This window comes from Gammaproteobacteria bacterium, assembly GCA_024235095.1.
In the GTDB taxonomy this organism is placed as follows: Bacteria; Pseudomonadota; Gammaproteobacteria; order Competibacterales; family Competibacteraceae; genus UBA2383.
Window position 1 is genome coordinate 293,708 of record JACKNC010000001.1, and the last position, 12,261, is coordinate 305,968.

General features: G+C 56.5%; 7 protein-coding genes and 1 pseudogene. 1 reads left to right on the forward strand and 7 read right to left on the reverse strand.

Going from position 1 to position 12,261, the window contains the following annotated elements; translation table 11 throughout:
* Nucleotides 1–209: 209 nt before the first annotated feature.
* From H6973_01225 to H6973_01255, 7 genes and pseudogenes are all read right to left on the reverse strand, one after another.
* A pseudogene (locus H6973_01225) lies at nt 210–642 on the reverse strand (DUF29 domain-containing protein).
* Between the two features lie 77 nt (nt 643–719).
* Nucleotides 720–5,921 carry an Ig-like domain-containing protein gene (locus H6973_01230; GenBank protein MCP5124291.1) on the reverse strand — a complete coding sequence of 1,734 codons (5,202 nt, stop codon included), beginning with the start codon at nt 5,919–5,921 and terminating at the stop codon, nt 720–722.
* A 94-nt stretch (nt 5,922–6,015) separates the two neighbouring features.
* Complete coding sequence (locus tag H6973_01235; protein MCP5124292.1) at nt 6,016–8,175, reverse strand: type IV pilus secretin PilQ; 2,160 nt, start codon at nt 8,173–8,175, stop codon at nt 6,016–6,018.
* Nucleotides 8,176–8,296: 121 nt separating this feature from the next.
* On the reverse strand, nt 8,297–8,791 hold the full coding sequence (locus tag H6973_01240) for a pilus assembly protein PilP (protein MCP5124293.1): 495 nt from the start codon (nt 8,789–8,791) through the stop codon (nt 8,297–8,299).
* 245 nt (nt 8,792–9,036) lie between these two features.
* The gene (locus H6973_01245) at nt 9,037–9,696 is read right to left on the reverse strand and encodes a type 4a pilus biogenesis protein PilO (protein ID MCP5124294.1); all 660 of its coding nucleotides are present in this window, start codon (nt 9,694–9,696) and stop codon (nt 9,037–9,039) included.
* Nucleotides 9,693–10,265, reverse strand: coding sequence for a PilN domain-containing protein (locus H6973_01250; protein ID MCP5124295.1), 573 nt, complete (start codon nt 10,263–10,265; stop codon nt 9,693–9,695). Before H6973_01250 ends, H6973_01245 begins: the two co-directional genes overlap by 4 nt.
* Nucleotides 10,265–11,368, reverse strand: coding sequence for a pilus assembly protein PilM (locus tag H6973_01255; protein ID MCP5124296.1), 1,104 nt, complete (start codon nt 11,366–11,368; stop codon nt 10,265–10,267). Before H6973_01255 ends, H6973_01250 begins: the two co-directional genes overlap by 1 nt.
* A 271-nt stretch (nt 11,369–11,639) precedes the next feature.
* Here H6973_01255 and H6973_01260 point away from each other — a divergent pair, with 271 nt between their 5' ends.
* Nucleotides 11,640–12,254: a hypothetical protein gene (locus H6973_01260; protein MCP5124297.1), complete on the forward strand. Its 615-nt coding sequence runs from the start codon at nt 11,640–11,642 to the stop codon at nt 12,252–12,254.
* Nucleotides 12,255–12,261: the final 7 nt, after the last annotated feature.

Below are 12,261 nucleotides of genomic sequence, written 5' to 3' on the forward strand. Positions count from 1 at the left end.
CCGTTGCTATTCATGACTGTACCCCACAACATGTCTTATCGCTGCATCTTTAGAAAAAAGAGTAAACCCATTACATGGTGATTCGCGAGTCCCGCCTACGTAAAGAGCAGATTATTTTGGTACTGTAAATTTTCCTGTGATCGCCGGATCAGATGTAGGATACGGTTCGCAAGCTCACCATCTCCTACAGTTACTCCTATCTGCTTTCATTACAACTCCGGCCAGAAGCCTTCAGCCATCACCTGATCTATAGACCAGAGGCATGCGTCTGGAAAAACCAGCCCGGTTTCTTCGGTTGCCAAAGCTACGCCATCCGCCCATACTTCTTCCCACCACTGCATATCGGCCAAAGACGCTTTTAAGACTCGGCGTTCGCTGCAAGCGCTTGGCAATGGCGCGTCGCTGGACGGTAATCGTTTGTCGCCAACTCCGTCCCTGTCGTTCCGGTTGAAACTGCCATTTCAAGAGATGCGCCAACAAGACCGCTATGCGATTCGCCAGCTCGCGTTGCTCGCTTTTACCCACATCCTCAATCTCCTCAGCAACCTGTTCCACATCGAGTTCGGCGAAGCGACCCGCACGTAATAGAGCGGCCTGCTGATTAGCCCATGCAATGACATCTTGCTGGTAAAGCGTCGCCATTGGCTTCTTCAACTTCAATTCCAAGCAGCCCAATACCCCTCTTTGCAAAAGAGGGGGTTAGGAGGAGTTGAGAACGGCTACGGTGTTAGTTCAACTGGCACTACCACCTTGGCATTACCCACCTCGAACGTCACCGACCCGACGGTTACGGGAACAGGCACCGATAGATCCTGGCTTGGATTGGTCACTGTCACGTTGAACAGCGCCGTTGACCCCGTCGTGTTGGACCTGAAGGGTTCGACACTTAGATTCAAAGTAGCATTCGTCGAACCCGCAGTAGCAAAGACCGTCGTACCGGTTAGATCCACATTACCCGGTAAATTGACAACTATCGTCACATTACCAGACACACTTGCCAGCGGCCCAAGGGCAGTGCCGCCCACCGATAAATTCAATCTGGTAGGACTGGCGGCAACCGTCAGAGCTGCCTCGTTCTCAACCGAAATCGCGCAACTGGGCAATACGCCAAAAGGACTTGGCTGACCAGGAGGGCTTGGGACTGCCGGCAGCACATCACCCGCAAGAACAGGAAGGGTAAAGGCGGCGCTTTGACGCGCTTCGGTGCCACTGACCCGCGTACTGGCCTCCAATGCGACCGTCACCCAATTAGCGTATTGCTGCGCATAAACAACGCTGAAATCACCAAATCCCGAATCATCCGTAGTAACAGAGGGCACCGATGGGGCTGCAACATTGCCCGGATCAAGCCGACCATTACCATTGGTATCCTCACCCGCATCCAAAACACCGTTATTTCGCCGCGGATCGCCTTGAGGGTAAAACTGGTCCTCATTCGGACAAGTTTGGTTGACCTGAGGTATCCATACTTCAGTTGTTCCGATAAATCCACGGAAATATTGCCCTTTATTATAGTTGCTCGGGATAACCTGAAGAACGACACTAGCTCCGGCAACGGCTCCACCGACCACGTCAGTCACCAGCACGTTGTACGGTAGCAAATACTTCGTAGCATCTTCGCTCTCCAGAACGACATTACCCGTACCCAGCGTAATGAAAAGTTCCTTTTTAGCCACAGTCAATTGCACTTCCCCTGTCAAACTAGTCTCAGCGATCGCCGCCTGAATAATCACGCCATTTTCCTGGGTCGCCGAGGAACCGGCAATGTATTCGACGCTGGCCCGGCCCGCCAGATCGGTTTTCGCCGAACTGGAGGTCAATGCACCGCCACTGGTGTCGCGCAGCACAGTAAACAGCACATCTTGACCAATCACCGGATTTTCGCTGGCATCTACAACAATAGCGGTAATTGTACTGCGCTCAACGGTGCTAGGCGGAACATTAACGCCAACGCTCGTAGGATTGGCTTGCAGATCAATAATGCGCGCAGGCACCGTAGAACTGAACTGGAGACTCACCGTCGCCGCCACGGAGTCAACGCCCAAGGCGCCGCTGGCGGACAGTGTGGCGCTGCCAGGCACACTTGACTGAATCGTCAGCAGATCGCTAATTTGCCCATCAGCATTGGTGATGCCTGCATACTGCGTACCATTACTGCCCGCTTCCGAAGGATTCAGGATGCCCTTAGTGGTTTGCACACGGACGCTGGCCCCCACTACCGGCTGGCCATCCCTGGTCCAGGTCACCCGCACACCTACCGGGGTATCCAGCGCTGCGCTCTCGGTCAGCTCATTGGTTTCCAGATCGTAGATTTCAATGATAAAACTGTCTGGCGAGGCACTGAGTTCGACCGGTAACGTCGAGGTATTGGCATTCGCCGACAGCCCATCCCAACTGGCATTGATGGTGTACGAACCCGACTCAGTCACCCTCAGAATGAATCGTTCACCCTGATCGTCCAACGCGATGCCCGAGGCGTTGGTCGTCAATGTCTGAGTCTGACTGACGGCCCCGGAAACGGTCACCTGAATCTGCGCGCCGCCAATACCCCGATCCGACGAATCAATCAGGGTAAAGGTCAATGGCACTTCATCGCCGACTTGAATCGCTGTCGGCACCCCAGAGATATCCAGCCGGGTGCCAGTCACCGTGACCGTCACATCGTTTGCCGTGATGCCCCCTGAACTCGCGCCCACCACGATATCACGATTGCGCTTATTGCCGCCCGCCGACAACTCCGCTGTCGCTTGACCGGCTGCGTCAGTGACTGCGCTGATCACCTGCAAGGTGCCATCGCCGCTCTTAATCTGGAAGGTCACTGTCGCCCCTTCGACCAGTACGCTGTTGGCGTCGCGGGCAACCGCCGTAATCGTCACCGGCGTCTGGTCGGAAGACGGCAATTCCGGGCTACTGGCCAGCAACGCCAACTGGGTCGGAACAGGACCGCTATTGCCTCCTGACTCCACCGTCACCGTAGCGTTGGCGATGCTGGTCAACTGGGGACTGCTCGAATCCACTACTTTGACGACGAAATTATAAGTGCCCGCGGCGCCAAACGTGCCCGCCAGCACCCCACTGTCGCTAAGCGTAATATCCGCCGGCAGATTACCAATGCTTTCGAACGACCAGGTATACGGTGCGGTGCCGCCCGCCACAGTTCCGATGACCGTGGAATACGGTACGCCCGCCGTCGCTGTCGGCAATGGTGTATTGAGCGTCACCGTCAACGGTTCGCCAGTGCCACCTCCATCGGTGATAGTGATGGTCGCCGTAGCCGTTCCCTTCAAGCCATTTTTATCAGTCGCCTCGGCATTGAAAGTGAACGTCCCCGCCTGGGTCGGCGTACCGGTGATCGCGCCGGTCGATGAACCCACGCTCAAACCGGCTGTGGCCAGTACGCTGCTGGCGTCGCGGAAGGTGTAAGGCGGCGTGCCGCCAGTCGCGGCCAACACGCCGTCGGTGAACGGTTCGCCGACCACCCCTGCGCCACCGCCTTCAAGGGTCACGGTAATGGGCGACTCGCTGGCAATCTCAATACTGAAATTGCCGGTTCCGGTCGCACCCTTGCTATCAGTCGCCTGGATCGACACGGCAAACGTTCCCACCGCCGTGGGCGTTCCTGACAACGTACCGCTAGAATTCAGCGATACACCCGACGGAAAGTTACCCGCCAGCTTCTCAAACTTATACGGCGCTGTCCCACCGGTCGCACCAGCCACACCGTTAAAGGGCACGTTCACCGTGCCGGTCAACGGCTCCAGGGTCACCGTCAGCTCCGGCTGCTTGCCGACAACGATGGTGAACGCTGCCGTACCGGTAAAAGCGCTGTTATCGCCGGCTGGTCGGGTTTCCTTCACATTCACCACAAAGCTGAAGGTGCCATCGGTGGTCGGTGTGCCGCTGATAATTCCGGTTGACGGATTCAGCGACAACCCCGGCGGCAACGCGCCCGCGATGGACCATTCATACGGGGGTACGCCACCGGTCGCGGTCAAGCTTCCTGAGTAAGGCGTTCCCACTTCTGCAGTGAGCGGATCCAGGGCAATTTGCAGCGTTCCCGGCGCCGGCACCGTGATATTCAGCGTGAAGGTCGCCGTACCGCCCGACGCGGTCTGGAACGGGAAGGCATAGTCACCTGGCCGCTCCATATTGACCGTCACCTGCACCTGGCCTTGATCATCGGTCTTGCCGAATTCACCCTCGGCGGGATTAAAGACCAAGGTAAATGGGCCAGCTGCCACAATCTGTCCGACACCAATCAGTATGCCCGCCATCGGCGAACCTTCATCATCGGTCAGCCGCAGTGTACCAGTGCAAGAGCCGGTTCCCTCCGCCGGAGTCACCTGGCAATCGAATAAACCCTCCAGCTTGCCTGCGCCCGGCGAACGAATCGTTACATCCACCGGCGCCGCCACATTGTCCGAGGTGAATTGAATCGGGATCTCCTGGCTGCCGGGAATCTGGCCACTGCTGGCGATGGTCACTGTCGTACAACCCTCCGCACCGGTCAGCACCGCGCCGCGAACGTCGGCAACGCCATTGACCGTCACCGCCGCCTGACCGCGCGCCCCAACGTCATAGCGAATTTCCGTCGCTGGTAGTGGCGAGAAATTCACATCGCGCAAGCACATCCGCACATCGGTGCTGCGGTTCGGCCCCAGGCTGGTCGCCGATACAGTCAGCACCCGGTCAGCGCCACTAGTCGCCGCCAAATACACCGAGTCGCAATTTGCGCCGCTGGGATTGCAGGTATTCAAAATTCCGCACACATCCATATCGGTGGTGCACGCCATCAACACCGCGGTCTGTCCCAGGTTTTCCACTGGATAGGTCAGCGTGGTGCTGGCCACGCCATTCAGATTGGTGAAGGACGGCGACAATACCGCGCCGTGTACAGCGCGTCCGATGATATACGGCACCGTCCCCCGGTTGTTCTTGCCGCTATTGAATGGCTGACTCACGTTCAACACTTGCTGCCGGGGCACCGATTGCACCCGTCGCAACGTCGTGTGATAACTGTTGTTAAAACCGGTGGTATCCAGGAATCGCCCATCCAGCACCAGCGAATCGAAGAGCAAAACGCCCTTGGTCCGGAAAGCGCCTCTACGCGCCCTGAACTGGAATTGCCCTTCGGTAGGGTCGCCGTTGGGGCCAGCCATGAAGAAGGAACCTGGATTGTCGGGATAACCGGTCAGCGGGCCATCGACCAGGAAAAAATTAATTTGCGTATTGGGATTGGTCGGGTTGCCATTAATGTCGTTCACCACCACGCTGACCACCCGGCTGTAGGTTCCGCTCTGAATAGGCGGATCGCCGAACCGCGTTTGACCGGCCAAAATGGCGTTGACATACGGACCAGTGAAAGTGATTGAAAAGGGCGGACGCTCTTCGTTATATACCTCGATCTCAATGCTGGCGCTCACCACCTGATTAGTGGTCGGATCCGCCGCCGAAGCAGTGATAATCACGGTGCCAGGGGTCGAGGTGGCGTGGAAAAAAGCGGTCGCGATGCCGCTGCTTTCCAATGACAGACTGCGGAACCCCTGGGTCAGATCCTCGGGATTAACCAGCGCGCCCGAAGCCAGCGTCGGCGCTAAATCCAATTGAATATTGCCCGCCAGTAATCGCCCGTCCTGTTTCAATAGAGCCGTCAGCGTGCGGGTGTAGGGCAAACTCGGGTTGACCGGTTGGCCGGATAGATTGACCGGAACCCGGGTGCTAGTGACCGATTCGCCGGTAACGGTATCGTTAACGTAAAGTTCGACGGTAATTAGCGGCCGCCCGGTAAACCCGCCATCGCCGCCGCCAGGATTGGTAAAGCCCTGGGCCAGAACGTCGCCCATCCCCCCGCTGACCATCAACAGGATGATCAACATCAATAATTCTGTAAAATTTTTTAGCCCGCTTAACAGTGTTCGCATGGCTTGGCTCCCCGCAACACAAATTCATTGTTTATCTGGAAAATCAGAATTCAGTCCCCTTTTTTTCAAAAGGGGGAGGCGAACGCCCGCCTGACTACTCGACCGCCGCTCCTCCCTCTTTCAAAATCTGCGGCGTAACGAAGATCAGGAGTTCGCGTTTGGTAGCGCTGTTAGAAGTAGTTCTGAATAAATAACCAAGCAACGGCACATCACCGAGTAAGGGTACCTTGGTCGTGTTATCAGTCTTGGTCTGCTCGAAGACGCCCCCGAGCACCACGGTTTCACCGTTATTGACCAAGACTTGCGTCTCGACTTCACGCTTGTCAATACTGACCTGTGGTCCTGTCGCAGTCGCCACCAGCGCACCCTGCTCATCCTTGGAGACCTTGAGATCCATCCGAATCCGGTCATCTGGGGTAATCTGCGGCGTCACCTCCAGCTTCAGGAAGGCATCCTTGAATTCAACATTCGTACCTGAATCGCTTACCGTCGAATAGGGAATTTGCCGGCCCTGCAAAACCGTGGCCTTCTTTAAATCAGCCGTCACAACCTTCGGATTTGAAACGATTTCCGCATTTCCTTCAACCTGCTGCGCCGACAGTTCCAAATCCACCAGATAATCTGCTCCCAATATCGCGAAAGCGATGCTCGGACCGCCAACCGGCAGGTTCACACCGAGCCGATCAGGCAAGGGCGGCACCGCCACCGGGAAGGGCTGGCCAGTGCTAAGCAAATTACCCACCGCGCTGTCGATCATGGCTCCCGTGGAATTCACATTGCCGCTCACGGTATTTACCCGGCCATCGCCTGTCGTACTGACTCCTGATACTCCAAATCGCGCTCCCAAATCCCGGCTGAAATCATCACTAGCAATCACCACCCGCGAATCAATCATGACTTGCCGAATGGGCTTGTCGAGTTGTGTAATCAGCTCGCGGATCTCACCCATTTTACTCGGCACATCCTTGATGATCAGGGTATTCGTCGGTTCGTAGGGTTCCACCGAACCGCGCGGCGACAAAATACTCTGTTGCTGATCTTTCTCCCCACTCTTCTTCTTCAATAACTCAGCAAGATCCTTAGCCTTCGCGTAATTAACCTGAATAATCTCTGTTTGCAATGGAACCAACTCTTCCACCGTCTTGCGCGACTCCAGATCCAGCTTCTCACGTGCTGCAATCTCCTCGGTCGGCGCAATAAAAATCACATTACCATTCTGGCGCTTGTCCAGACCCTTGGTGCGCATGATGATATCCAGCGCCTGATCCCAGGGCACATTCTGCAAGCGCAACGTTAGATTCCCTTTCACCGTATCGCTGACCACAATATTCAATCCGGTGAAATCCGCTAGAATTTGCAGGATCGCCCGCACCTCGATGTCCTGGAAATTCAGCGACAACAGATCACCCTGGTATTTCTTCTTCGACGGATCCAGTTCCGCCGCGCGCCGCTCCGCCTCGGTATCCCGCTGCGGCGGACGCACCTCGATCACATACAAATCATCGGCCTGATACGCCAGATACTCAAATGGCGGAACCGGCTGAATGCTCAACCGGGCGTTATCGCCCCGATTCAGCGCCTCAATCGTCGTCACCGGCGTCGCAAAATCCGTCACATCCAGCCGCCGCTGCTGACCACGGGGCAATTTCGCATTCTGGAAATCCGCCACGATCTGATTGCCTTCTTGACGCACATCCACCGCCGTACTGGCGCTGGACAACTTGACGGTGATCACGCCCTGCCCAGCGGGACCCCGCTTGAAATTCACATCGCTGACGCTGCGCGGCCCCGCAAAAATCGGCGCTTCACTCCGCTTCGGCGCCGAAGCCGCTACCGAACCGGACGGAGTCGGCGCTGGCGTCTTGCGGCTCGTTGTCCCCGCGCTCTCCAGGGTCAGGATTACCGAATCGCCGCGCACATCCACCTTATACGGCACCAGCCGCGCCAGATTCAGCGAAGCCCGGGTGCGATCCGCCCCTTCTAGAACGCTGATCTTCTCCGCTACCCCGACATTAATCGGCTGCTGACGCGACGCCAGGCCATTGCGCGTATCCAGGAAGTCCAGCACGATGCGCGCCGGCTCATTGATCGTGAAACTGCTCGGCGGCGCTTCAATCCGCTCTGACAACTTAAACCGTAACTGCAACCGGTTACCCGCCAAGGGGCTGATATCCACCGCCTGCAGGATCGGTTGCCGACCCGCGCCTGGCGGCGCCGCCCAAGCTCCATCGGCCCAGCCCCCGACCAAAAACATGAACGTCAATCCCCAAATCCAGCTCAACGCTACCCATTCTTGCAGTAGCCTCCCCTCGACCAATCGTTGACCGCCGTGGCCCTGGCTCATGGATCTACCTGTCATAATTTTTCCCCCTCAATCATTGGGTCAGCGACAGAAACGATTCCCGCTCCTGCCAACACCCGGGACGATCCGGAACGATTTCCTTCAGATCGACTCGCTGCTCGCTGATATTGATGATTTTGCCGTGATTAGCGCCCAGGTAATTATTTTTCTGTACCCGATGCACCACATTGTCGGGCGCTAGAATCAACGCCCACAATTCATCGGTGCCGCCCATTCGCACCGTTCCCATCATTCTAAGTGAACCCAGCGAATACTTCTCCAATTCCTCCCGAATCCGGTTTGGATCAGGCGCAATACACCCCGCCTCCGGCGCCGCAGTTGGCCGAACACCACCAGAAATAACACCCGCCTCAACCGGTTCAGCAAACGGTGAAACTAGAAAGGGATCCTTCAAGCCTTGAGCCGTGTAGGCAAATGGCTGATAGGGTTCAATCTTCGGCGCAGGCTCCGGTTTGCGGATCGGCGTGGTGCGCTTAGTGGTCTCCACGAAATTCCGCAGATCGCTCATGTCTCGCTCAGCGCAACCCGCCAACAGGCCCAATACACCCAGCGCTGCGATGATCCTCAGGCGATTTCCATTAAGAATCTTACCATTACAAACTCCACCTTCCCTTCTTGAAAAAGGGAGGCTAGGGGGAATTTTGCCATAGGATTGCGCGACACCCGCCGGGAAATCCCCCCTAACCCCCCTTTGCCAAAGGGGGGACCCCCTTAAATACTCAGTCACTTCGGGAAATCGCCTTAAATATCTGTTCATTTCTTACCGGCTCCCCTTCTCGGCGGGCTGCTCGGCGGCGCGTCCGCTTCATCCATATAGCGATAAGTCTGCAACGTCGCCTGGATATCCACCGGCTCCTGGTTATTCTTCGCGCCACCCTTACCCTTATCGCCTAACCCTGCCAGCGTCGCATTCTCCAGCGTCACAATGCGCGGCAACGCCGCTACCCCGCTCACAAATGCACCAAACTGATGGTAAGTCCCCTTGGCCTTGATGGTAATCGGCTTAGCCGCGTAAAAATCCCGGGGCTGTTCCGCCTCCGGCTTGAAGAGATCAAATTCCAGACCGTTCTGCTTACCCGTATTCGACACGTCATCCAGTAAATCCGGCATTTCGGTGCCGGTCGGCAACTGGCGCAACATCTCCCCCAGCTTCTCCTCCATCTCCGCCAATTGCGCCCGAAACGCCTCCAGATTGGCCGTCACTCGTTGCTTCTCGGTAAACTCCTGCCGCAACTTCTTTTCTTCGTTCTGCACGGTCTCTAGTTGCATCAACTGATCACTGGTGAAAAAGTAATAACCAGCGCCCAGCACCGCGACGATGACCAGCACCGCCAGCACCAGCCGGCCCGCCAACGGCCAATCACCAGCCTCGCGAAGATCAATATCATTCAGGTTGATTTCGGACAAGTTCATGTCTTGCCTCCCATATCCTCCTGCTCCACATCCAGTTTGAGCGGAATATTCAACTCAAAAACCCGAGCCTGCACGTTGTTTACATCTTTCTGTTGAATAACCTGCAACACCGGCTCGCCGAACAACGTGGAATTCCTGATCAGCCGCATGAATTCGGAAATAATCAGATCATTGCGCGCCGTGCCGATCAGCGTGACCCGTTTGTCCGCGGTTTTGAATGATGTCAGAAAAATGTCCTCGGGCAACAAACGCACTAGCTCGTCCAACATCCGCACCATACCAGGACGGCTGGCCTGCAACTGCTGAATGACCTTGATGCGATCCACTAGGCGGGCCTTGGCCTTCTGCAATTCCGCCAGCTCCTCGGCAGCTTTCTTGAGTCGGGCAATCTCTCCGCGCAGGTATTCATTACGCTCCTGCTGAAATTCAATGCGGTTGGCGATCTCGGTGTGAACCAGGAACACGATCCCACAGGCGAGCAACGCCACCCCGACCAGCATGGCAATCAGGTCGCGCTGACGCTGGAGGCGACGCGCCTCGCGCCAAGGCAATAAGTTGATGCGCATCATCAGTCAAAACTCCTCAGGGCCAGTCCTCCCGCCACCGCCAGTAATGGCGCATCGCGCAACAGGGCGCTGCTGTTCACCCGCGAGGCGCTACCCATGTTCTTGAAGGGATTGGCGACCATCGTAGTGATCCCCAGCACATCGGCCACCATCCGATCCAGCCCCATGACCATCGCCCCGCCTCCGATCAACACAATGTTATTTACAGTATAGCGGCCCGAAACATAGAGATCAGAGGAAAAAAAGAACTGCAGAGTATGGCCAATCTGTTCCGCCAGCCCCTGCTTGAACGGCTCGAGAATGGCATCGGCAAAATCTTCGGCGACTTGACCGGAACGCTTGGCGCGTTCCGCCTGCTCCCGGGTCAGATCGTAAGCTTCCGCGATGCGCAGGGTGAGCTGATCGCAACCAAACCCCTGCTCACGACTGAAAACGGTTTGACTGCCCTGTAAGACATACAAGGTGGAAACCACACCGCCAATATCAATCAGCGCCGTCAATCCCTCGCGTCCCTTGCTCAGATTCACTCCGCCGCTTTCTGCGCTGGCCTGGGAAAGACTGTCCGCGATCAGTCCAAAACTGTTCTCCAAGGCATACCCTTCTACATCAACCACTACCGGCGTCAGACCGGCTTCCTTCAGCGTAGCTTCGCGTGTGTCCACATTCTCCTTGCGGGTTGCCACCAGCACCACGTCCTGCATTTCGTTGCTGGCCTGCGAACGCCCCTTCACCTGGAAATCCAGATAGATTTCCTCAGTGGGATAGGGAATGTACTGGGACGCTTCAATGGAAATATTAATCTCGATGTCGCTTTCCTTGAATTCAATCGGCATCGGGATGGTGCGGGTGATAACAGCCGAGGTCGGCACCGCTACCGCGGCGCGGCGCGTTCGCACGCCGGCGTTGCGACAGGCTCGCTTAACGACCTCGCCCACTGCCTCCGGATCGACTGGATTACGATCCTCCAGCATGCCCTCGCCAAGGGGTTCGATGGCATACGCCTCAACCCGGAATCGCGCCCCGGAACGGCTCAACTCAACGACCTTGACCGCCGAGGGGCTGATATCGATACCCAATAGGGGTTCTTTACGCTTGAACAGAGCCAAGTTACCCTTCCTTCAACTGATCAGAGTGGACGAAGTTAAATCCGAGCCTGCTTTAGAATATAGCAAACACCCGGTGTCCAGTATCGAAAAATTGACCTTGAGATTGATGAGCCTGATCGCTTCGATACTGGCCAAAACTCAATAACCCTTTAAAAAACTGCTTAATTGCCACACATGGCTCAAGCAGTGACTCGTTATTTTGATAATTTGTATCTTTATTGTTATATTAATACCAATTTCCGATCCGCCATCCTACCCCTGGAGTCCGCTCATGGCCCATCGTCATCGTGACACCCAACGCGTAAAAACTCTGCTGGCCCAGGAATGCGCCCGGCTAATGGTCGATGAAGGCGTCCCGGACTTCAGAACCGCCAAGCGTAAGGCAGCGCTGCGGCTGGCCATCGCTAATAAGGCGTTGCTGCCGGATAACCGCGAAATTGAACAAGCCCTGATCGATCATCAACGCCTGTTTCATGCTGATCATCAGGCATCGTGCCTACGCGATCTACGCGAAGCAGCCCTGAACGCCATGCGCTTTCTGGCGCCGTTCCGGCCGCGATTGGTTGGTCCGGTCCTCAGCGGAACAGCGGGACCCAACGCGGACATTCATTTGCATGTATTCGCCGACACTCCACAGGATATTGCCCGGTTTCTGATGGAGCATCACATCCCTTTCGAAACCGCCGATCGCCGGTTGAAGCTGAGTAACGGCGAGCTGGCTTGGCAGCCGACCTTTCGGTTCGACGCGGGCGATCATGGCTTTGAACTCATCGTCTTCACCCCGCTGGCCGAGCGAGAAGCGCCGCGCAGCCCGGTCGATGGCCGGCCAATGCGCCGCGCCAACCTGAGCGAGGTCCAAAACCTGCTGACTGGCGAACCGGATTGAACCATCG

Coding starts and splice junctions, on each gene's coding strand:
- H6973_01230 (MCP5124291.1), bottom strand. CDS start 5,921: ATGCGAACACTGTTAAGCGGGCTAAAAAATTTTACAGAATTATTGATG.
- H6973_01235 (MCP5124292.1), bottom strand. CDS start 8,175: ATGTTTTTGGTCGGGGGCTGGGCCGATGGAGCTTGGGCGGCGCCGCCA.
- H6973_01240 (MCP5124293.1), bottom strand. CDS start 8,791: ATGAGCGATCTGCGGAATTTCGTGGAGACCACTAAGCGCACCACGCCG.
- H6973_01245 (MCP5124294.1), bottom strand. CDS start 9,696: ATGAACTTGTCCGAAATCAACCTGAATGATATTGATCTTCGCGAGGCT.
- H6973_01250 (MCP5124295.1), bottom strand. CDS start 10,265: ATGATGCGCATCAACTTATTGCCTTGGCGCGAGGCGCGTCGCCTCCAG.
- H6973_01260 (MCP5124297.1), top strand. CDS start 11,640: ATGGCCCATCGTCATCGTGACACCCAACGCGTAAAAACTCTGCTGGCC.